This window comes from Streptomyces sp. NPDC104814, from assembly GCF_055583185.1.
In genome coordinates, this window is the sequence record NZ_JBVJOL010000005.1 from 85446 (window position 1) to 106838 (window position 21393).

The following is a 21393-nucleotide window of genomic DNA, read 5'->3' on the forward strand; positions in this document are numbered from 1 at the left end:
GTCCACGACGCTACGAGCGCGCCGTGGACCCGGTCCACGAGCCAGTGGGGCGTCCTGCCGATGGGGTCATCGGCGGCGCCGATACCCGCCGCTCAGGACCTCGCCCACTGCTGGGACGCCGCCCCGCGCTGACACGTCTGCGTCGTCACGCCGCCGCCGAAGGCGAGGTCCAGGCAGCCGCCGTTGAACGCGCTGACCAGGGCGGAGCCCGAGACGCGCCACAGCCGGGCGCTGCTGAGCTGGGAGCAGTCGGCGACGACGACGGACTGGCCCTGGAAGTTGGCGCTCAGGCAGGAGCCGCTGGACTGGTTGACGACCTTCACGGTGCCGTTGCCGGCGCTGCGCACGGACCAGGTGGCGGCGGAGCCGGAGCAGGCGCCGAGGGTGGTGGAGCCGTAGACCTGGATCACGCACTTGCCGTTCTCGGCGTTGCGGAGGTGGGAGGTCGTGGGGGCGGGGGCCGGGGTGGGGGTGGGTTTGGGTTCGGCGGGAGGGCGGGGGGCGGTTCCGCCTGTGCCTGTGCCTCCGGCGGTGGTTCCGGTGCCTCCGGCGGTGGTTCCGGATCCGGGTTGAGATCCTCCGGTTCCGGTTCCGGTTCCGGATCCCGTTCCGGTGGACGTGGAGCCTGAAGTGCCGCTGCCTCCGCTGGTGTTGGTTCCGTTGGAGCCGGTTGAGCCTGCGCCTGCGCCGTTCTGGCCGGCTTGGGCGGGGCCGCCCGCCGTTCCCGGTGGGGTGGCGGGGGTGGGGGAGGCGGACCCGTAGGCGGACGGGTGCGCGGTCGTCGATGCCGTGGCGGAGGCGCTCGCCGGGGAGGCCGGGGCCCCCGAGGACGCCACCGGTGCGGAGGCTGTCGGCCGTGCCTCGTCGCCGCGTGACGGCGAGGAGGCGTACGGCAGCAGCTGCACGACGACGGTGGTGGCCGCCGCGACGACCACGACCGGTACGACGGCCAGGAGCGTGCGGCGGCCGCGCCGTTCGCGCTTCTGCGGGCGCTCGGTGGCGACGACGGGCGCCTCGTCCGGGGCCTGTGGCTGCTGCGGTTCCTCGGGCGTGGGGCCGGAGAGGGGGGCGGGGGCCGGTGCCGTGGCCGTCAGGTGGAGTGCGGGCGGTGTCGTCGCCGCGAAGGCCGCTCGCTCGGCGAGGCGTTCCGTGATCGTGCCGGGCCAGACGGGGGGCTGCGGGGCATGCGCGGCGGTCAGGTCGAGGAGTTCCGCGGCGGTGGGGCGGCCCTCGGGGTCCTTGTCCAGGCAGGAGGCGACCACGGAGGCGAGGTCGGCGTCGAGCGCGCGCAGCGGCTCCAGGTCGGGTTCCTCGTGGACGATCCGGTACAGCACGGCGTGCCCCGACTCGTCGCCGAACGGCGGCCGTCCGACGCCCGCGTACGCGACGACCGAGCCGAGCGCGAACACGTCGACCGCGCTGGTGAGCCGGCGGGCGCCCGAGGCCTGTTCCGGGGACATGTAGGCGGGCGTACCGACCACCATGCCGGTGCGGGTCAGCTGGCTCTGCTCGGCGGCGCGGGCGACCCCGAAGTCGATGAGGGTGAGGCCGTCCACGGTGAGCATCACGTTGGACGGTTTGACGTCCCGGTGCACCATGCCGAGGTCGTGCACCGGGGCGAGGCGCTTCGCGGACTCGTGCAGCAGCAGCCACAGGGCGTCGGCCGGGAGGGGGCCGCCGTTCAGGTCGACGGCCTCACGCAGGGTCAGGCCGGGGACGTAGGCGGTCGCGAACCACGGGGGGCGGGCCTCGCGGTCGCTGGCGAGGAGCGGGGCGGTGGCGTGCCCGGGGAGCCGGGCGAGGTTGTCCAGCTCGTGTCCGAAGCGGCGCAGGAAGTCCTTGTCCTCGCCGGCCACGGTGGGGAGGACCTGTTTGACGGCGGCGTAGCGGTTGCGGTTGCGGTTGTGGTCGCCGTCGCCGTCGCCGTCGGTGTCGGTGTCGGTGTCGGCGTGCACGCCGAGGTACACGCGGCCCATCCCGCCCGAGCCGAGCCGTCCCAGCAGCGGGAACGGTCCGATGCGGCGCGGATCGTCGTCCTGGAGCGGTTCGGCACCGCTGCCGGTGAGGTCGAAGCCGTCTTCCCCGTTCACGTTCTCCCCGTTCGTTCAGCGTGCGGCCAGTGTGGCGCAGGATCGGGCGGAACTAGAATGTGTTTCTAGAAAATAGTTCGGGAACATTCTCGGCCAGGTGCCGTGTGAGCAGGTGTTCTAGGCTGGCGGCCATGGCGCCCGTGCCGGGCGCCGGACCAGTACGGCACGCGAGGACGGTCGGCCGATGAGCCCCAAGCAGCAACGTGGCGAGGCCACCGTGGAGTTGCTCCTCGACGCCGCGCTGCGGGTGTACGCCGAGGCGGGGGAGCAGGGGGTCACGGTCGGTGCGGTGACCCGGGCCAGCGGGGTCAGCCTGGGCAGCCTGTACCACCACTTCGGCAGCGTCGACGGGCTCATGAACGCCCTGCTGACACGGTGGCTGGAGCGGCTGCTGGGGGAGCTGGGGGCGGCGCTGGCACACGCGCGGACCCCTCGGACGGGGGTGCGGGCGGTCGTACGGGCCTATCTGGCGTTCGTACGGGAGAACCCGGCGGCGGGGAGGCTGCTGCACTCGTCGTACGCGGACCGGCTGGGGATGGCGCAGGGCAGGCAGTTGCGGGACGCGCAGGAGGCGCGGCTGTCGCCGCTGGCGGAGCGGTTGGCCCTCTGGGCGGACAGGGGAGAACTGGCCGCGCTGCCGCCGGCGCTGCTGGAGTCGCTGGTGCTGGGGCCGGTGATCGGTGTGGCGCGGCGGTGGCTGTCGATGGGGGACGTGGACCTGGAGGAGGCGGCCCGGGTACTACCGGAGCGGATCTGGCGGGGGGTTCGGGGGGAGTAGGGGGGCGAGTAGGGGGGCGTCTTTTCGCCTGCGGGCCGGTGGGGGCTGGTCGCGCAGTTCCCCGCGCCCCTTTTTGTGCCTGCGGCGGCCCGTTGTGGTGTGTGGCCGGTTGCGGTCCGCGCCTCCGGCCGGTTTCTGAGTCGGGGCCGGGGTGGGGGGTGTCCGTCCTCGGTCCGGCCGCCCGTTTCCGACGAGGGGCGCCGTTGGTCGGTGCCGGCCGCTGCGGGCGGACACCCCCCACCCCGTCCCCTCCCCGCCGCGGGCGGGTGCACCTACGCGGTGGCGCGCGCAGCGGCGGCCGCCCTATCGCCGGAGCTGCGGGCAGTCGTGCCGCTGGGGCGGCACGGGTGGGCGCTGGGGCCCCCTGCTCGAAGAGCTTGGGGGAGGCACCCTGCCGGCGCCGGTGAGCGTCCCCGCCCCCGGCCAGCCGCAGCGCCGGGCTGCGCGACCCACCCCCGGTCGGCACCGGCCCCGGGTGCCGCCTCGAACGCCGGGGCACCCCAGCGCGCACCCCGCCGGCGGCATCTGTCAGGAGACCCCCGCCGCCCGCAGCAGCGCCGTCGTCGTTGCGGCGGCCAGGACGACCACGACGAACGGTGCGCGGCGCCAGGCGAGGATGCCGCCGGCCAGGACGCCGGCCGGTCTCGCCCAGCCCGCGAAGCCCCCGGCCTCGGTCAGCGCCCCGGTCGCCAGCAGGGCGACGAGGAGGACGACCGCGGCGGTGGACAGCAGTTCCTGCAGCCGCGGCGGCACCGTGACGCGTCCGTGCAGCACCGGGCCGACCAGCCGGAACGCATACGTCCCCACGGCCAGCGCGAGAATCATGGCGGCCGTCGCGTTCATCGCCGTACCCCCTTCAGGGCGGCCAGTCCGGCGAGCGCCAGCAGGACGGGCACGCCGGCCGGGACGAGCGGGGTCGCCGCCAGGGCGATCGCGGCGCCGAGCAGGGCGCTGCGCCGTACGGCGGAGTCGGCGCGCAGGGCGGGCAGCACCAGCGCGACGAGGACGGCCGGGAAGGCGGCGTCGAGGCCGTAGGTCGCGGTGTCGCCGAGCGCGCTGCCGGCCAGGGCGCCGCCCAGCACGCCCAGGTTCCAGACGGCGAACAGGCCGAGGCCGGAGATCCAGAACGCTGCCCGGCGGCGCGCCGGGTCGGTCTGGGCCAGGGCGAAGGCCACGGTCTCGTCGGTGACGAGGTGCGCCCCGACGAGCCGGGCCAGGCGGCCGGTGCCGATCACGTCGGCCACGGCGAGGCTGAACGCGGCCGTGCGGGTGTTGAGCAGCAGCCCGGTCGCCGCGGCGGCGAGCGGCCCGCCCCCGGCGAGGAGGATCCCGACCGCGCTGAACTGGGCCGATCCCGCGTAGACCACCAGGGACATCACCACCGGCACCCACATCGGCAGGCCGCCCGCCACGCAGACGGCGCCGAAGGACACGCCGACGACTCCGCTGGCCACCCACACGAGGGAGGCGTCACGGGTGAGAGGTGTCAGGATGGACGGTGGTGTTCGGAGCAGCGAACGCATGTTTTCCACGATGAACGCCGCGAGGTGCGTTCGTCAAGGCGAACGATCGTAATGATGGAGCGAACAGGATCATGACTGCCGACGGTGCCCCGACCCCGCCCCGCCTGCCTCTGGACTGGATCGCCGCGAGCCTGCGGCGCGAGCGCGTCCGGGCCGGGCTGTCCCTGTCGGAGCTGGCCAAACGGGCCGGAATCGCCAAGTCGACGCTGTCCCAGCTGGAGGCCGCGAGCGGCAACCCGAGCATGGAGACGATCTGGTCGCTGGCGGTGGCGCTGGGGGTGCCGTTCAGCACGCTGGTGGAGGCGCCGACGCCGGCCGTGCGCGTGATCCGCGCGGGCGAGGGACCCACCGTGCACTCCGAGCAGTCCAGCTATCTGGCGAGTCTGCTGTCGGCGAGCCCGCCGGGCGCACGGCGCGACATCTACACGGTGACCCTGGAGCCGGGCACGGTACGGGACTCGGAGCCGCACATTCCGGGGACGGTGGAACACATCGTCGTCAGCGCCGGGCGCGTGCAGGCGGGACCGCTCGGGGAAACGGTGCAGCTCGGGCCGGGGGACTACATGTCGTATCGCGGAGACGTGCCGCACACCTACGAAGCCGTGGAGCCGGGGACGATGTTCGTCCTGATCATGCAGCACGTGTGAGCGGAATCCGGCGGACGTGTGCCCGCACAGGGCAGGAGCCCCGTCGCCGAACGGCGCGGGGCTCCTTGGGTACTGCGCTAGGACGCGATCAGACGGGAGTGACGTTCTCCGCCTGCGGGCCCTTCGGGCCCTGGGTCACGTCGAAGCTCACCTGCTGGTTCTCCTCGAGGGAGCGGAAGCCGGTGGCGTTGATCGCGGAGTAGTGAACGAAGACGTCGGGGCCGCCGCCTTCCTGGGCGATGAAGCCAAAGCCCTTTTCGGCGTTGAACCACTTAACGGTTCCGGTAGCCATAAGCCCTCCTTGGGCCCAAAGGGTTGCCCTGCTCCAGAACCTGCAAGTGTGAAAACACGTCATGCATTCTTCTGAAAACGACTAGAGCCCGCGGTCACATGCTCCGCAGGCTCTGTACTGCAAGGGAAACCAAACTGCAACTTGCGGCGAGCCTAGCACGCGGAGGCCCGGAAGCAATAGAGGTCAAGATCACCTCACTCGAAGGTTTGACAGACGTGCGGCCGGTTGACGTAACGCGCGGCCGGGGTCGCCGGTGGCGGGGTGACCGATGGGGTCTAGTCTCGCGATGTGGACAATTCTCGCACCCGGCCGCGTGTCGGCCACATCCAGTTCCTCAACTGCCTGCCCCTGTACTGGGGGCTCGCGAGAACGGGCACGCTCCTCGACTTCGAGCTGACCAAGGACACGCCCGAGAAGCTCAGCGAGCGGCTGATCCGCGGCGACCTCGACATCGGGCCCGTCACGCTCGTCGAGTTCCTGCGCAACGCCGACGACCTGGTCGCCTTCCCCGACATCGCCGTCGGCTGCGACGGCCCCGTGATGTCCTGCGTGATCGTCTCGCAGGTCCCCCTCGACCGGCTGGACGGCGCCCGCGTCGCCCTCGGCTCCACCTCGCGCACGTCCGTCCGCCTCGCCCAGCTGCTCCTGGCGGAACGCTTCGGCGTACAGCCCGACTACTACACCTGCCCGCCCGACCTCAGCCTGATGATGCAGGAGGCGGAGGCCGCGGTCCTGATCGGCGACGCGGCCCTGCGCGCCAACCTGATCGACGGCCCGCGTTACGGCCTCGAGGTCCACGACCTCGGACAGCTGTGGAAGGAGTGGACCGGCCTCCCCTTCGTCTTCGCCGTCTGGGCGGCCCGCCGCGACTACGCCGCCCGTGAACCGGTGATCACCCGCCAGGTCCACGAGGCCTTCCTGGCCTCCCGCAACCTCTCGCTGGAGGAGGTCACCAAGGTCGCCGAACAGGCCGCCCGCTGGGAAGCCTTCGACGAGCAGACCCTCGCCCAGTACTTCACCACCCTCGACTTCAGCTTCGGCCCCGACCAACTGGCAGCGGTCACGGAGTTCGCCCGCAGAACCGGCCCGACGACGGGCTTCCCGGCCGACGTGCGGGTGGAGCTGCTGGGTTCGTAGCCGCACCCGCGTACGGCGGGAAGGGGACGGGGTGGGGGGTGTCCGCCCGCAGCGTCCGGCACCGTGACACCGAGCGCTCGTCGGAAACGGATGGCCGGACCGAGGACGGACACCCCCCACCCCGGCCCCGACGTGGAACCGGCCGCAGGCGAGGACCGCAACCACCCACCGGACGGTGACGGGCCGCCGCAGGCAAAAAAGGGGCGCGGGGAACGGCGCGCCCAGCCACGACGAACCCGCAGCCGAACGACGACCCAGCGCCGCAGGCACCCGCGGGAACGGCGCGCCCAGCCTCAACGAAACCCGCAGCCGACAACGAACCCGGCGCCGCAGGCACCCGCGGGGAACGGCGCGCCCAGCCTCAACGAAACCCGCAGCCGAACGACACCCAGCGCCGCAGGCACCCGCGGGAACGGCGCGCCCAGCCACGACGAACCCGCACCCGACAACGAACCCGGCGCCGCAGGCACCCCGCCCAGCCGCCGGCAGGCGCCTTGCCCCGCTTCGGCCGCGCCGACCCCGATGCCTTCACGCCCCCGTCACTCCCACCGGCTGCCGTGGTCACTACTGTGGCTGCGACAGCGAACGACGAGGACCCCACCACATCGCTCCCCCGGCCCGCGACGCGGCGTGACGGGGGTGACGGCGTGCGGGGAGCGGCAACCGGCTCGTGAGGGTGGAGACGGACGCGGCCGCAGGGGCCGACGGGGAGGATGACGACCATGCAGACGCTGGTCACGGTCGTGCGTGAGGGCGGTGAGCCGCAGGACGTCGTTGTCGTCACGGATGACACGGCCACGGCCGGCGACGTCGCCGAGGCACTGTCGACGGCCACCGGCGCGACCGTCGTGGCGCACGGGGGCACAGCCGGCAACGTGGTGCCCCTGCACCCGACGCCGGTGGCAGGCATGCCGGGCTACGGGACGGCTGTGGCGACCGCGCCGGTGCTGTGGGCCGACGGCGTGCCGTGCGATCCGGCGGTGCCCGCGACCACCGTGCTGCGCGACGGCATGCGGGTCTCGGTGGACGACTCCATAGGTCCGCTGCTGCGCAAGGGCGAGCCGGTCGGGCAGTACGAGCTGCGGGTGGCCGCGGGGCCGGGTTCGGGCCGCGTGGTCCGGCTCGGCGTCGGCGCCGCCACCGCCGGCGCGGCCCCGACCTGCTCGCTGCCGCTGCCGGACAGCTCGCTGCCGCAGGTCGCGCTGCGCCTCACCATCGACCTGCAGGGCGACGTCACGCTCGCACCGGAGGGCGAGGCGCAGGTCCGGCTCGACGACGAGACGGTGACCGGCAGGACGATGTGGCCGCTCGGCGGCGTCGTACGGGTCGGTGACTCGCTGCTGGTCCTGGACCGGGTGGTCGAACCGGACGCGCATCTGTCCCCGATGAGCGAGGGCGGCCTCGCCTACAACCGTCCGCCCAGGCTCTCCCCGCTGCGCCCGCGCCGCCGGCTGGTCGTGCCGGTGCCGCCCACCAAGGGCGAACGGGCCCGGTTCCAGTTCATCATGGCGTTCATGCCGCTGCTGTTCGGCGTGGGCATGTACTTCCTCACCAAGCAGATCTACATGCTGCTGTTCTGCCTGATGAGCCCGATGATGATGCTGGGCCAGTGGCTCAGCGAGAACCGTGAGGGCAAGAAGAAGCACAAGACCTCCCTCAGGCAGTACAAGAAGGACCTCGCCGCGCACGAGGCAGAACTGGCCGTCGTCGCCAAGGACGAGCAGCGCGCCCGCCGCGAGGACAGCCCCGACCCGGCCGAGATCCTGCTCTTCGCGACCGGGCCGCGCCGCCGTCTGTGGGAGCGCCGGCTGACCGACCCGGACGCCATGCAGCTGCGCGTCGGTGTGGGCGGCCTGCCGTCCGACGTCGAACTGGTCCTGGGCCGCGGTGGTTCGGGCTACGACGAGGACCGACCGGAACCGCCCCTGCTGACGGATGTGCCCGTCACCCTGCCCTTCAGCCGGCTGGGAGTGGTCGGCGTCGCCGGGGACCGGGCGCGTGCGATGGCCACCGCCCGCTGGCTGAGCGTGCAGGCCGCGGTGCTGCACAGCCCCCGGGACCTGTCCTTGGTCTCGCTCGCCGCGACCCCGGCCGCCGGCGCCGAGTGGCACTGGGTGCACTGGCTGCCGCACACCAACCCCGACCAGGGGCAGGACTGCATCGCCCTGGTCGGCTTCGACTCCGAGGGCATCACCCGCCGTGTCAACGAGCTGCTGAACGAGCTGGCCCGCCGCAAGGCCGCCCGCGAGCAGAACAACATGACCGGCCAGCTGTACCCGGACCCCACCGTCCTGCTGGTTCTCGACGGCGCCCGGCTGCTGCGCCGTGTTCCCGGTGTTCCCCAACTCCTCACGGAGGGACCGCAGTACGGCATCGTCGCCCTGTGCATCGACGAGGACGAGCGGCTGCTGCCCGAGGAGTGCAAGGCGGTCGTCGCCTGGTCGCCGGACGCCGCCCACCACGTCCGGGTCCGCGGCTACGGCCTGGAGTCCGCCGGTGAGGTGCTCGCCGACCAGGTCAGCTACGAGTGGTGCGAGCTGCTCGCCCGTTCCCTGGCACCTGTGCGTGACGTCAGCCGGGACGACGCCGACGCGGCCCTGCCCACCTCGGCGCGGCTGCTGAACCTGCTCAACATGCCCAACCCGACGGGCGCCGACGTGGAACGCATCTGGCAGTCGGGCGGTTCGACGACGTCCGCGCCGATCGGTGTCGCCGCCGACGGCCCGTTCGTGCTCGACATCCGCCGGGACGGGCCGCACGCCCTGGTCGCGGGTACCACCGGTGCCGGTAAGTCCGAGCTGCTCCAGACGATCATCGCCTCGCTGGCGGTGGCCAACCGCCCGGACGCGCTGAACTACGTCCTCATCGACTACAAGGGCGGCAGCGCCTTCATGGACTGCGCCCGGCTGCCGCACACCGTCGGCATGGTCAGCGACCTCGACGCCCACCTCACCGAGCGCGCCCTGGCCTCCCTGGCTGCCGAACTGCACCGCCGCGAACGGATCCTGTTCGACGCGGCCGCCAAGGACATCGAGGACTACAACGACACCCGCAAGCTCCGGCCCGAGCTGGAGCCGATGCCCCGACTGGTGCTGGTGATCGACGAGTTCGCGTCCCTGGTCGCCGAACTCCCCGACTTCATCGCCGGTCTGGTCGACATCGCCCGACGGGGCCGCTCGCTCGGCGTGCACCTGATCCTGGCCACCCAGCGCCCGGCGGGTGTGGTCAGCGCCGACATCCGCGCCAACACCAACCTGCGGATCGCGCTGCGGGTGACGGACGCCTCCGAGTCGATGGACGTAATCGACGCCCCCGACTCGGGCGCGATCGCCAAGTCCACGCCCGGCCGCATGTACGTCCGCTCCGGCGCCCAGTCCCTCGTCGGTGTGCAGTCCGCCCGTATCGGTGGCCGCCGGCCGGCGACCGGACAGACCGGCCCGAAGGCCACGCTGACGGCGCTGGCCTGGAACTCCTACGCCCGCCCGCTGCCCCGGCGGCAGGAGGCCGAGGACGACGGCACGATGGTGACCGACCTGGCCGTCCTGGTCGACGCGGTGCGCGAGGGCTCCGAGCGGATGGGCTTCGGCAAGCAGCGCAGCCCGTGGCTGGAGCCGCTGGCCGAGCAGGTCACGCTGGACCAGCTCGTCGCGTACGGCGAGGCCCCGCAGGCCGGCACGGACGTCGCGCCGATCCCGTACGGCCTGGTCGACCTGCCCGCCCACCAGAGCCGCAAGCCGCTCTCCCTGGACCTGGTGCACGGCGAGCACACCCTGCTGCTCGGCGGTGCCCGCTCCGGCCGCTCCACCGCGCTGCGCACGCTGGCCGGTTCGCTGGCCCGCTCCACGTCCCCGCACGAGGTGCACGTCTACGGCATCGACTGCGGCTCCAACGCCCTGCTGCCGCTGATGCGGCTGCCGCACGTCGGCGCGATCGTCACACGTGACGAACCGGACCGGGTGCGCCGTCTGATCGAGCGCCTGCTGGCCGAGATCGCGCGCCGCCAGCAGCTGCTGGCGATGGAGGGCGCGTCCAGCGCTGCCGAGCAGCGCGCGGGTGCCACCCCTGAGGAGCGGCTGCCCTGGATGGTGCTGCTGCTCGACAGCTGGGAGGGCTTCGCTTCGAGCTTCGAGGGCTACAACTACGGTCAGTTGCTCGAGTCGGCCCAGCGAATCTTCCGTGAAGGTTCGGCGGTGGGCCTGAAGGTGGTCATGACGGCCGACCGCACCGGTCTGAGCGGCCATGTCTCCTCGGCGTTCGCCGACCGTCTGGTGATGCGTTTCGCCGACCCGAACGACTACTCCACGGCCGGTCTGCAGGCCCGCGAGGTGCCGAAGAACATGCCTCCCGGCCGCGCCCTGCGCCTCACCGACACGGGCGTCGACGAGACGCAGATCGGGCTGCTCGGCGAGGACCCGGCGGGCCAGGCGCAGGTGCGTGCGCTGCGCGAGATCGCCGAGGAGGTGCGGAGCCGTTACGGCCGTGTCCCGGCGGGCCGCCGGCCGCTGCGGGTGGACGCGCTGCCGTCCCGGATCACGGCGACGGAAGCGCTGGCGCTGGACCCGGAGTTCGCACCGGCGTCTCCGCTCTGGGCGCTCATCGGCGTCGGCGGAGACGAACTGCACCCCGTCGGTATCGACCTGGAGGAGAACGGCCCCGGTTTCGTCATCGCCGGCCCGCCGAAGTCCGGCCGCTCGACGATCCTGCTGGCCGCCACCGAGTCGCTGCTGCGCTCCGGTACTCCGGTCGTCCTGGTCACCCCGCGCCGCTCGCCGCTGCGCGAACTGGAGGGCCGGGACGGGGTGCTCGGCGTCCTGAACGCCGACAGCCGCGAGGACGACCTCGAGGAGCTGGTGGCCAAGGCCCCGAACGGTTCGTACGTCGTCGTCGCCGACGACGCCGAACTCCTCTACGACACACGCCTGGACGAGGCGTTGGAGACCGTCGTACGCAAGGGTGCCGACGGCGGTATCGGCCTCATCGCGGCCGGTACGACGGACAGCCTGTCGGGCCAGTACCGCGGCTTCGCCGTCGAGGCGCGCAAGTCCCGCAACGGCCTGCTGCTGACGCCCCAGACCCCGTCCGAGGGCGAACTGTTCGGCATCCGCCTTCCCGCGAACAGCGGTGGCGGCCCGGCCGGCAGCGGCCTCTTCATCGCGGGCGGCACGTACATGCCGGTACAGGGTGTGATGCACGGCTGACGCCGACCGGTCGGATACGTCTGCGGGCCCCCCGCTCCGAGGAGCGGGGGGCCCGCAGTGTTGCTCGACCGCCTGGGATCAGGTGGCGCGCTCGATGTTGTCGGCGCTGGTGTTGGCGGACTTGCTGGCGTCGTTCAGCGTGTCGACCCACTTCTCGAAGGTCGGCTTCACGTTGTGCCAGTCGTCGCGGAACCGGTCGGCCTTCGGGCCCTTCCAGTAGCCCGTGCTGTCCGCGGTCGACGACTCCAGGTCCTTGATGAGGGCCTGCAAGTCGTGCGCCTTGCGCGCGTACAGCTTGGACAAGTCCCGGAGCCGCCCGAGATCTGCACCGCGATCCATAGCGATCCTCCCCGTGTAGTTCTGAAGCAAAAGCGGACTACCCGTTTGCAACAGTGGACGCTACCGCACCACCCGTAGTTCCCGTCCAGCGCTGCTGGAGATCCGAACATCCTGTGAATGAACGGTGTGTGCGGCCCGGGGGCCGAACCGGGCGCGATGTGGTACGTCGGTATGCTGAGGCCGTTGAAACACCGGGGGAGACTGCTATGGCAAATCCTGACATTCAGGAACTCAACCAGCGCGCCGGACAGTTGAGGGCACTCGCCGACCACATCGACTCGATCGTCGACGCCGCGAAGAACCACAGCACCACCGGAATGAAGACCTGGTCGGGTCCGAACGCGGACGAGGTGCGGGGCAAGCTGAAGACGTGGCACACCACCTGCGCGTCCGTCGCCAAGACGCTGCGTGACGAGGCCCATCAGTGCACTCAGGACGCCAAGGACCTGCAGGACAAGAAGAAGTAGCCGGAGCGCCCGCTCCCCGAGAGGAACCCACGACCAGTGCCTTCGTACGACAGCTCCCGTGCCCGTTTCCGCCTGGCCGACCGGCACGTCGCCGTGTTCGCCCACCTCCTGGAGGGCGAGACGCCGCCCGAGGAACTGTGGGAGTCGCTCGTCGAGCTCCAGCGCATCGGTCTGGTGGGCGAGGAGGGCGAACTGGCACCGCTGCTGCGCGACCTGCTGGGCGCGCTCGCCGACCCGATGCTGCTGGTCCAGGTCGAGGTCACCGGCGAGCACGGCCCGGTCAATCACGGTGTGGTCGTCGGCCAGGAGGCGGTGTTCTCGCACGACGGCTGGCCGGGCGACGAGGAGTCCGAGTACGTCTCCATCGAGCCCAACACGCTGGTCTGGGAACTGGCCCGCAAGGTCAACCTGCACCGCGGCGACAAGCCGGAGGAGGGGGCCGAAGAGGTCCGCCTCGCCACGACGATGGCCGCGCTGGACGCGGCGTTCGTCGCCCTGGAGGAGCCGGGTGCCGACGACGACGCCGCGCGGGAGAACGTCCGCAAGGCCCTCGTGGAGGCGGACCCCGCCCTGCGGGACCCGGACCTCGGCCGCTTCCTGGAACTGGTCGTCTCGCTGAACGCCACCTGGCGCATCACGACGGCCTGGGACGGCCGTCACGAGGGCCAGGAGTCCACGATGATCCGCGCCCTCGCGGTCTGGGACTGCGGCCCCCTCGGCTACTGGATCCGCGAACAGCCCGAAGAGCCCATCATGCCGGGCCAGGTGGGCCCCGACACGGCGCTGGTCCTGGCGAAGTCCACAGCGGGCAAGGTCTGGGAAAAGATCACCGACCTGCTGCCGGACAGGGAGGAACTGAACATCCAGGGCGAGTGAAGCGGAACGCCTTTCAACCATGAGGAACGTCAACCCGGACGACCTGGACCAGCTCGCCACTCTGCTGGACGGCCGAGGCGGCGTGCAGCCCAAGTTGGACGAGGCATTCAGCAGGGCTGCGCAGTTGGGAGTCAGTTCCAAGCTGACCGCTCTGAAGCCCATGCGGAGCTGGGTGTCCGACACGGCACCGGATCTGCGCCGGCGGTCCGCGATCGCCCGCCTGGAGGACGGAGACCCGGAAGCGGGCCTGCGCTGGGCGGGGTTCGATCCCAAGGACATCCTCAAGGCCGGCATCTATCTGAAGGCACCCGGGGTGCTGCTCATCGCCAACGCGATGGCCACCAGTGGTGACGCCAAGGCGGAGGTGTTCCGGCGCAGGTCGCGGGAGTCCCTCGACGACTGGGTCGACCGCCTGAGGGCTCACGGCATCGCCCAGATTCCGGCGCTCAAGCCGTACGAGAGCGAGATCGCCGAGATTCTCGGCGACGTCGGAGACGTGACGTCGACGATCGGCCACGGAGGAACGGCCGCCTTCCATGCCGTGAACCTCACCAAGGTCCTCGTGGGCAACTCGCTGGCCCAGGGCTTTCTGAAGACGCAGAAACTCAAGGCGGCCGCCTTCCTGCGCTGGCTGCCCATGCGCTACAGCTGGATGCCGGCCCGGGTCGGGGTGTGGGGGCGTTCGCTCCAGCAGTTCAGCCCTGTCATTCGATCGCTGTCGGCGCCAGGACAGTGGCTGCCGAGCAAGTTGGGGGCCTTGGCATCGGGTAGTGCCACGTTCCAGCGAGCCAGTGGCCTGCCCGTGGTCGGCACACGCATCAGCCAGGAGATCGGCGCCGGATACGACGCGCTGATGCGCAGCGGCATGATGACCAACCCCCTTGTAGGCAGATTCAGCGCCGCGGACATGGTGACCGCGCTGGTGGGTTCCGACAAGATCGCCAAAATGTACGGCGGTCTGACCCACGCCGGTCAGATCCCGGGGCGTGCCGCCCAGGCCAGCCTGTGGAAGGTGGCCGGAAACGTCTACGCCGACCAACGCCTCGTCGGCACCGGGCGGCTCGCGGCGATGGGGAGGGGGCTGAAGTTCGCCGGCCGGGCGGGCGGCCTGCTGCGCGGTGTGGGCATCGTGGGCGGAGTGGCCTCGACCGGCTACAGCGTCGCCAACGTCGTGGCCCAGGGCAACCCGGTCGACGCCTTCAAGAAGAAGGGAGCGGGATACGTCGCCGACGTCGCCGAGGTCGGCTTCAACGCGTCGTTGACCGCCGCCACGGTGGCACCCAACCCGTTCACCATCGGTGCGGTCGCCGTCACGGGGGCCGTGTACGCGGGTGCCAAGGTCGTCGAGCACTGGGACGACATCAAGAAGGGCGCGGGGAAGGCCGCGGACTGGGTCGGCGGCAAAGCCAAGGACCTGGGGAAGAGCATCGCGAAATCCAAAGCCAACCCGATGAACTGGTTCTAGTCGGTACCGGTGTCCACCCATTGCAAGCGCCAGGGAAAGATCCTCAGTGACTGATTTCGAATTCGACCTCTCTCCGATCACGACGCGTGACGCACAGGGGTACCGGGGGCATGTCGGACCGTTCGGAGACGTGGATGTGCGGTCGGTACTGACTTCCGGCACGACCCAGCACAACCAGACGGTGCTGACGGGAGAACAGTTCCCGGAGGCCGTGTTCAGCGGCGGCGGGAGCGGGGGCGTGCCGTCGCTGGACGGGGGGTGGCTTCGGGTCGACGGCGTCCCCGTGCGTATCGACCTCCGTGTCAAAGGAGTACGTAAGGGCTCCCGCTGGCTGGACATGTGGTACCTCGACCGGCAGTACAGCTACAGGTCGGCCGGCCAGGGCAAGCAGGCGGTACTGACCAGGGGACCGGCCACCGTCACCATCGACCGCGCCGTGGGCAAGCCCGGGGTCGAGCGCGTGGGCAAGGCGTTGGGCGGCGCGGACGTGACGGACCTGGCCATCGCCCTCGTCCTCGAACAGGTCGACACGTCCTGCCTGACACTGACAGGAGCGCTGCTAACCATTCCCAGAAACTTCCTCATGGGCAACGGGCGGGACGAGGGGTGACCGGTGACGACTGCTTCTCCCACAGAAGAACATTCGGCTGACCGGACGCCGCCGTGGGCGCCCCCTGGCCGGTCCCGGCGCTGGCCCGGCACCCTCGGTGTTCTTCTCGTCGCCCCGTCGGCGCTGACCGGCTGTGCCTGGCTTGCTCAGCGGCAGGGGACGTTCCTCGTCCTCGTCGGGGCGTTGACGGCCCTGCTCGTGCTCGTCGTCGCGTGGGCCATGTGCGGCGCCGGCCCCGGTACGTTCGTGGCGGTCCTCGGCTTCGCCTTCACGCTCTTCTGGGGCCCCGCCATGAACGACTACGTCCTCGACCACCGTGGCGTGCGGCACGACGCCGTCGTCGTCGACACCGGCTCGTACTACCGCAAGCACGGTGACGGGCGCACCTGCACCGTGGTGCCCACCGACTCCGGCCGGCGTCTCTCCTACGACGTCGACGACACCCACGGCTGCGCCGACGGCCTCCGACGCGGCAGCCGTGTCACGCTCGTCGTCGACCCCGAGGGCTGGCTGGCACCCCGGCTCGGCAGCGAGGTCAAGGGCCTGGCGCCGTACGAGGTGTGGACGTCCGCGGGGCTGTTCGCCGGCATGGAGGCGTTCATCCTGTACGGGCGGCTGCGCCGGCGCCGCCCGTGACCGCGCCTCAGAACCAGTTCATCGGATTGGCCTTGGACTTGGCGATGCTCTTCCCCAGGTCCTTGGCCTTGTTGCCGACCCAGTCGGCGGCCTTGCCGGCGCCTTCCTTGATGTCGTCCCAGTGCTGGACGATCTTCGCGCCGCCATAGACGATGCCCGTCCCGACCGCCAGACCGATGGTGATCGGGTTCGGGGCGACCATGGCCGCCGTCAGCGACGCGTTGAAGCCGACCTCGGCCACGTCGGCGACGTAGGCCGCGCCCTTCTTCTTGAACGCGTCGACCGGATTGCCCTGCGAGATGACGTTGGCGGCGCTGAAGGCGGTCGAGGCCACGCCGCCGACGATGCCGGCCCCGCGCAGGAACCCCGCCGTCTTGGCGGCGGCGCCGAGCCCCGTACGCAGCGCCCCCGCGCCACGCGCTGCATCGGTGGCCTCGGCCACGGAGTTGGCGAACCGCTGGCTGTTGGCCGCCTTGGTGAACACCTTCACCAGGCTCGCGTTGCCCGCACGGGCGACGGCCTGGCCGGAGTGCGTGAAGCCGCCGTACATCTTGGCGACGTCGTCCGAACCGACCAGGAAGTCGATGACGCCGTTGGCACGCAGGGTGTTCATCAACGGCGTGGCACGGGCCCAGTTGTACCCCTGACCGATGAGGTCGCCGCGCAGACCGCTGGTGAGCGGGATGCGGGAGAGGTTCTGGTACGCGGTGCTGCGCCCGAAAAGACTGCCGAGCTGCCCGGGCAGCCAGCTCCCGGGCGCGCTCAGGGAACGGATCTTCGGCGCCCACTTGATGAGACCGTTGCCGGCGGATCGTATGAGTCCGCTCCTGGAGCCCCGCAGGACCACGCCGAGCCGGGTCTTCCAGACGCGCAGCGCACCGGCCTTGAAGGAGTTGCCGAGCAGGACCTTGGTGAGCGAGGTGCCCTGGATGGTGACGACCGCGGTCGCCGCGGTCACGGATCCCCAGTCGCCGTAGAGACCGATCATCGAGGCGATCGTCGCCTCGTGCGGCTGGAGTCCGGGGATCTGGGAGATGGCGTGGGCCTCGAGCCGCTGGATCCAGTCGGCCAGCGACTCGTCGGGCTGCCGCTTGAACTTGTAGGCGTTCGGGTCGTCACTGGCGGCGACCGAGTTCGCCAGGAGCAGGGCGTCGGGACCGAGGCCCTCGCCCTTGTACTTCTCGATGTCCTTGGGGCTGAAACCGGCCCACAGCAGCCCCGCCTGGGGATCACCGCTCTCCAGGCGGGCGAAGATCGCGCGCTTGCGCAGGTCGGGAGCGGTGTCCGTGACCCAGCTGCGCAGGGGCTTGAGGGAGGCCACCTTGCTGGAGACGCCGAGCCGGGACGCTCTGGTGAACGCCTCGTCCAGCTTGTCCTGCATGCCACCTCGGCCGTCGAGCAGCTTCGCGAGCTGGTCGAGGTCGTCCGGATTGACGTTCCTCATGCCCATGATTCATCCCCCATTGCCTGCGTCCCCGGAATCCGTTGCCGAGGGAACCGAATCGCTTTCATGCCGCGGAGGGCACCGCCCGTGCCGTGCGCGGTCCTGTCGCCTTCACCACCGTGGACTCACCCGGCCCGCAGCAGCGCGTAGGCGAAGACCAGGCGCCGGTCCAGCCACGCCGCCCGGACGAGGAACCTGCGGTCACCGGTCGACGTCAGAACCAGCTCACCCTCCGAATTCCACTCCAGGGGCCGCGACGTGCCCGGCTGATCGCCGCCTTCGGCGCCCATGTCGGCCACCGCCTGCACGACTCCGAGCAGCAGCTTGCCGGCGCCGCGCTGAATCATCTCCTTGCGGCTGCCGGAGGCCCACTCCGCGCTGCTCACGATCTCGGCGTGCCCCGGCTGGTCGATGCGCCACGTCGGCTTGAGGGCGTGCTTGAGGGGCGGGATGCGCCGGATCGTGCCGATGACCTGGCCCTGACCATCGCGGACGGCATGGTGGCGCTCACCCTTCACGTCCTGGGGTTCGTCGACCGAGCAGAGCAGCCGCTGACCCTGCGCGTCCTCGTACAGGCGCAGGTCGCCCGCCCGTGCCGGTGGCTGCGGAGGGAAGAAGGCGCAGGGCGCGTTGACCCGCTGGGCGCCGCCCCCATGGGGGACGCGGAAGGCACGCAGGCCGAGCACGGCGTGCTTGCGCTGTGCGCCCGCCGGCCGTTCCTCGTCGGTGATGGCGAACTCCCACGCGCCGGTCCAGGGGACAGCGGGGACGGGGGGCTCGTCGACGTGCTTGTTCTTGCCGAACACCAGGGCCTCTCCAGGTCGCTGCGGGGACTGGTCCGACCATAGCCGCAGCCGCTCGCGGCGAGGCGCGAGCGGCCGCGTGACTACGCGCTCGTCCGTGTCAGCCGTACCGCCTTCTCCGTCAGCTGGGACACCGTGAACTGCACTCCCGCGAACTCCACCGGGTCGCCGACGCGGGCGTCCTTGTAGTTGGCCACGGGCAGCGCCGCGCAGACTCCGCCGAAGCCCGCGACGCCGGTGTCCGTGTCGATGTAGGAGACCCGGACCGACAGGCCGGTCGGGAAGCTCCACACGCCGCCGTTGCGCAGTACGGAGAGGGTCTGGCCGCGGGGCGGGAAGCCCTTGCTCGCCGCGGCCAGGACGGACGGGTTGTTCGAGAAGCACAGGCCGTTGTCGGCCTCGCCGCCGGCCGGCTTCAGCGAGCGGGGCGCGGCGACGGCCGCCGCCTTGTCCTTCGCGTCCACCGGTTCGAGGACCACGCGGTAGGAGCAGATCTGGGAGACCGTGAAGGCGTGTCCCGCGGCCGTGATCCGCTGCCCGGTGCGTACGGTCTGCTGCCGCTGACCCGTCTGGTACTTCGCGCCGTCGCGCAGGACGGCCGTACGGCTCGTGCCGTCGGCGTCCGCGGCGGTGTACTGCACGCCCCCGCCGCCGGGGAGGCGGAAGCCGCCGCCGCGCAGGACGTGCAGCCCGTCCGCCGGCGCCTGACCCACGCACACCGGGCCCTTGTCCGCGGCCGGTGCTGCCGTCGGCTGCTCGTGACCGCCGTCCCCGGAGCCGCCGCATCCCGCCAGCGCCAGCAGCGCCACGACACCCACGGTGGTGTGGCTAGAGACCCGCCTGAACACCACTGTCCTCCTCGCCGCCGCCTTGCACGCGCTCCAGTACGACACGGGTACGGTAGTCGACCTCCGCGACCCGCCAGCTGTCGCCGGTGATCTCCACGACGTCCCCGGGAGTGAGGTCGTCGTAGGCCGCGACGAGGCGGCCCTCGCAGCTGACCTTGATCTGACCGTGCACCGAAGGCTGCGCGAAGATGCTCGCCACGACCCGGTGCTGCCGTCCCTCGTGCTCGACGGTGTAGGGCCGGTGGTAGCGCAGCGGCCAGCGCCCGGCGACCTCGAAGGGGTATTTCACATGCGGTCGGTCAGGGAGCATCGAACGCCTCGGGGCCTTGGAAGTACTTGTTGAACTGGTCCTGCGACACGGTGATGGGCGGGTAGCTGGAGCCCCAGGGGTTGCCGAGGATGATCTTGCCGTCGTCGGTGAAGCCGCGGACGTAGTAGGCGTGGTTGGTGCAGTAGGACGGTTCCCACTCGGGCGGGTGGTTCTTCTCCAGGCTCTCGTCGTCCGGGGTGGAGACGGTGACGACCTTGCCGGAGTCGAAGGCCTTCTTCAGTGAGCCGATGTTCTTGTCGTCGTGCTCGCCGATGCCCAGGAAGCCGCCGGTGGTGAGGTCCTCGCCCTCCTTGCCGGTGAGGTAGGGGGAGGACTTCTTCGGGTCGTCGCCCTCGATGCCGCCGTAGCCGCGCTCGCCGTCGCCGTCGTCCGAGTAGACCATCGCGAAGGCCTTCTCGTAGTACGCCGGCCAGGACTCACCGTTGCCGTACGTGCTGATCGGGTTGCCGTTCTGGTCCGTCGGCAGATCGGCGGTCATGGTGACCCACTGGTAGTTGCCGGACTTGTCCCAGACGCGGACGCTGACCGTACCGTTGGGGTTCTGCTTGATGCCGTCCTGGACGAACTTCGGGTCCTTCTGGGCCAGGCCGGCCAGCGAGGCGACGTACCAGCAGTCGCCGAACTGGTGCTGGTTGACGTCGTCGGCGGAGACGCCGTCCTTGAACAGCGGATCGCTCGGGGTCGCCCAGTGGATGCCGCTGTTGCTCTGTCCGTTCTGGTTGTTGCCGCCGTCCTCGTACGCCCCGGTGTTGGTGAACGTCGGCTGCATGCCGGGGAAGGCGGCCTGGAACTTCGGGACGTTCTCGGGGCTGATCTTCGCCAGCATCTTGCTGAGGGTGTCCCGGCGCCTGTCCTCCGGGAGGCCGTTCTCGTCGAACGGGTTCCACATGGAGTCGTCGGTGGTCGTCAGCAGCTGGTTGTAGAAGGCGAGGTCCTTCGGGGAGGCCTTCGTCATCAGTGCGTCGAGTTCGGCGGCGGTCAGCCCGTCGAGCTCGCCGGAGATCTTCTCCAGGTCGTCCCGGTTGCCGTTGGTGCCGAAGTCCTTGCCCTGCAGCTCCTGCAGGTGGCGCAGCGCGTCGTCGATCTTCTTCGGGTCGGGCGGCTGCTCGTCGAGGAAGAGGGTGGCGTCGCCGACCGGGTAGCCACGCTGCTCCAGCTCCTGCAACCCTTCGAGCTGCTTGATACGGCGCTTCATCGACGCCTGCATGTCACCGAGCTCACCGCTGAGCGCACCCGGCAGGCGCCCGCGTCCGAAGAACGAGGGCATCGGTACGACGTCGCCGACCAGGTCCTGCAGGTCCGGGTTGCGGGAGGCGGTCTGGCCGGGCGGCAGGTTCTGCTGGGCCGTGGTGAGGAGCACGGCGAGACGGGAGTGCAGCTTGCCGGAGTTACGGGCGAGCGCGTCCAGGTCGTTCGCGAGCGTGGTCAGTTTGCCGGCGTCGAATCCACGGAAGGCCATCAGTTGCCGCCCGATCCGGCCTTGGCCTTGTCCTTCTCCTTGGCCTGCCGGTCCAGTTCGTCCGCCTGGCTCTCCCAGCGGGTGGCGTCCGCCAGCAGGGAGGTGCCCATCCCGTTCAGCGTGCTCTGCCGCTGCTTCAGCTTGCCGGTGCAGTCGTCGGCGAAGGGGCCCTGCCAGATCGCGCCCTCGTCGCCACCGGTACGGAAGGCGTCGGCGCGCGGGCCGGCCCGCTTCACCACGTCGTCCAGATACGGTCCGAGCTGCCGTGCCAGCGACCGCGCCTCACGCGCGCAGGCCCGCAGCTGCTCGGCCTTCTTCTTCAACTCGGCGCCGTCGTCGGCGGTCGGGCCCACGTCTGTCTTCCTCCCCGTCGGCTGCCGATCGTCGTCGTGTGATCGGCAGCACTGCTGGGGCAGCATATGAGGGCCCGCACGAGCCGCCCCCACCGGC

20 protein-coding genes are annotated in these 21393 nt (G+C 71.1%); 9 read left to right on the top strand and 11 right to left on the bottom strand.

Annotation, left to right across the window (positions count from 1 at the left end; all coding sequences use genetic code 11):
• Positions 1 to 92 precede the first annotated feature (92 nt).
• Complete coding sequence (locus ACZ64A_RS18710; protein WP_469811470.1) at positions 93 to 2090, bottom strand: serine/threonine-protein kinase; 1998 nt, start codon at positions 2088 to 2090, stop codon at positions 93 to 95.
• 184 nt (positions 2091 to 2274) lie between these two features.
• Here ACZ64A_RS18710 and ACZ64A_RS18715 point away from each other — a divergent pair, with 184 nt between their 5' ends.
• Entirely contained in the window at positions 2275 to 2868 is a 594-nt protein-coding gene (locus ACZ64A_RS18715; protein WP_469811471.1) for a TetR/AcrR family transcriptional regulator, read from the top strand.
• 528 nt (positions 2869 to 3396) lie between these two features.
• Here ACZ64A_RS18715 and ACZ64A_RS18720 read toward each other — a convergent pair.
• Complete coding sequence (locus ACZ64A_RS18720) at positions 3397 to 3711, bottom strand: AzlD domain-containing protein (RefSeq protein ID WP_469811472.1); 315 nt, start codon at positions 3709 to 3711, stop codon at positions 3397 to 3399.
• The gene (locus tag ACZ64A_RS18725) at positions 3708 to 4391 is read right to left on the bottom strand and encodes an AzlC family ABC transporter permease (RefSeq protein WP_469811474.1); all 684 of its coding nucleotides are present in this window, start codon (positions 4389 to 4391) and stop codon (positions 3708 to 3710) included. The genes ACZ64A_RS18720 and ACZ64A_RS18725 overlap by 4 nt, the downstream gene beginning before the upstream one ends.
• 71 nt (positions 4392 to 4462) lie before the next feature.
• Here ACZ64A_RS18725 and ACZ64A_RS18730 point away from each other — a divergent pair, with 71 nt between their 5' ends.
• Complete coding sequence (locus ACZ64A_RS18730) at positions 4463 to 5038, top strand: helix-turn-helix domain-containing protein (RefSeq protein ID WP_469811476.1); 576 nt, start codon at positions 4463 to 4465, stop codon at positions 5036 to 5038.
• 88 nt (positions 5039 to 5126) lie between these two features.
• On the opposite strand, the gene ACZ64A_RS18735 is transcribed toward ACZ64A_RS18730, so the two are convergent.
• Positions 5127 to 5330 (bottom strand): cold-shock protein, encoded by a 204-nt coding sequence (locus ACZ64A_RS18735; protein WP_004984723.1) that lies wholly within the window; start codon positions 5328 to 5330, stop codon positions 5127 to 5129.
• Between the two features lie 288 nt (positions 5331 to 5618).
• Here ACZ64A_RS18735 and ACZ64A_RS18740 point away from each other — a divergent pair, with 288 nt between their 5' ends.
• Together ACZ64A_RS18740 and ACZ64A_RS18745 are read left to right on the top strand one after the other, a co-directional pair.
• Complete coding sequence (locus ACZ64A_RS18740) at positions 5619 to 6467, top strand: menaquinone biosynthetic enzyme MqnA/MqnD family protein (RefSeq protein WP_469811478.1); 849 nt, start codon at positions 5619 to 5621, stop codon at positions 6465 to 6467.
• A gap of 722 nt (positions 6468 to 7189) precedes the next feature.
• On the top strand, positions 7190 to 11665 hold the full coding sequence (locus ACZ64A_RS18745; RefSeq protein ID WP_469811480.1) for an FtsK/SpoIIIE domain-containing protein: 4476 nt from the start codon (positions 7190 to 7192) through the stop codon (positions 11663 to 11665).
• Positions 11666 to 11743: 78 nt separating this feature from the next.
• Here ACZ64A_RS18745 and ACZ64A_RS18750 read toward each other — a convergent pair whose 3' ends face one another.
• Positions 11744 to 12004 (bottom strand): WXG100 family type VII secretion target, encoded by a 261-nt coding sequence (locus ACZ64A_RS18750; RefSeq protein WP_361630904.1) that lies wholly within the window; start codon positions 12002 to 12004, stop codon positions 11744 to 11746.
• A gap of 206 nt (positions 12005 to 12210) precedes the next feature.
• Between ACZ64A_RS18750 and ACZ64A_RS18755 the strand changes: the two genes are divergently transcribed.
• The 5 genes from ACZ64A_RS18755 to ACZ64A_RS18775 all read left to right on the top strand — a co-directional run bounded on the left by ACZ64A_RS18755 (position 12211) and on the right by ACZ64A_RS18775 (position 16058).
• A complete protein-coding gene (locus ACZ64A_RS18755) occupies positions 12211 to 12471 on the top strand; it encodes a WXG100 family type VII secretion target (RefSeq protein ID WP_469811481.1) in 261 nt (86 codons plus the stop codon).
• A gap of 36 nt (positions 12472 to 12507) precedes the next feature.
• Positions 12508 to 13347 carry a hypothetical protein gene (locus ACZ64A_RS18760; RefSeq protein ID WP_469811482.1) on the top strand — a complete coding sequence of 280 codons (840 nt, stop codon included), beginning with the start codon at positions 12508 to 12510 and terminating at the stop codon, positions 13345 to 13347.
• A gap of 19 nt (positions 13348 to 13366) precedes the next feature.
• Positions 13367 to 14812, top strand: a complete 1446-nt coding sequence (locus ACZ64A_RS18765) for a PE-PGRS family protein (protein WP_469811483.1) — start codon at positions 13367 to 13369, stop codon at positions 14810 to 14812.
• A 46-nt stretch (positions 14813 to 14858) separates the two neighbouring features.
• Positions 14859 to 15422, top strand: a complete 564-nt coding sequence (locus ACZ64A_RS18770; protein ID WP_469811485.1) for a hypothetical protein — start codon at positions 14859 to 14861, stop codon at positions 15420 to 15422.
• Between the two features lie 183 nt (positions 15423 to 15605).
• Positions 15606 to 16058: a hypothetical protein gene (locus tag ACZ64A_RS18775; RefSeq protein WP_469811486.1), complete on the top strand. Its 453-nt coding sequence runs from the start codon at positions 15606 to 15608 to the stop codon at positions 16056 to 16058.
• Positions 16059 to 16065: 7 nt separating this feature from the next.
• Here ACZ64A_RS18775 and ACZ64A_RS18780 read toward each other — a convergent pair whose 3' ends face one another.
• The 6 genes from ACZ64A_RS18780 to ACZ64A_RS18805 all read right to left on the bottom strand — a co-directional run bounded on the left by ACZ64A_RS18780 (position 16066) and on the right by ACZ64A_RS18805 (position 21296).
• A complete protein-coding gene (locus ACZ64A_RS18780) occupies positions 16066 to 17502 on the bottom strand; it encodes a PE-PGRS family protein (RefSeq protein WP_469811487.1) in 1437 nt (478 codons plus the stop codon).
• Between the two features lie 125 nt (positions 17503 to 17627).
• Entirely contained in the window at positions 17628 to 18308 is a 681-nt protein-coding gene (locus tag ACZ64A_RS18785) for a hypothetical protein (RefSeq protein ID WP_469811488.1), read from the bottom strand.
• Between the two features lie 80 nt (positions 18309 to 18388).
• On the bottom strand, positions 18389 to 19123 hold the full coding sequence (locus ACZ64A_RS18790) for a hypothetical protein (protein ID WP_469811490.1): 735 nt from the start codon (positions 19121 to 19123) through the stop codon (positions 18389 to 18391).
• Between the two features lie 10 nt (positions 19124 to 19133).
• On the bottom strand, positions 19134 to 19463 hold the full coding sequence (locus ACZ64A_RS18795) for a hypothetical protein (RefSeq protein ID WP_469811491.1): 330 nt from the start codon (positions 19461 to 19463) through the stop codon (positions 19134 to 19136).
• Positions 19453 to 20943, bottom strand: a complete 1491-nt coding sequence (locus tag ACZ64A_RS18800) for a C2 family cysteine protease (protein WP_469811492.1) — start codon at positions 20941 to 20943, stop codon at positions 19453 to 19455. Before ACZ64A_RS18800 ends, ACZ64A_RS18795 begins: the two co-directional genes overlap by 11 nt.
• Complete coding sequence (locus tag ACZ64A_RS18805; RefSeq protein ID WP_469811493.1) at positions 20943 to 21296, bottom strand: hypothetical protein; 354 nt, start codon at positions 21294 to 21296, stop codon at positions 20943 to 20945. The genes ACZ64A_RS18800 and ACZ64A_RS18805 overlap by 1 nt, the downstream gene beginning before the upstream one ends.
• Positions 21297 to 21393 lie beyond the last annotated feature (97 nt).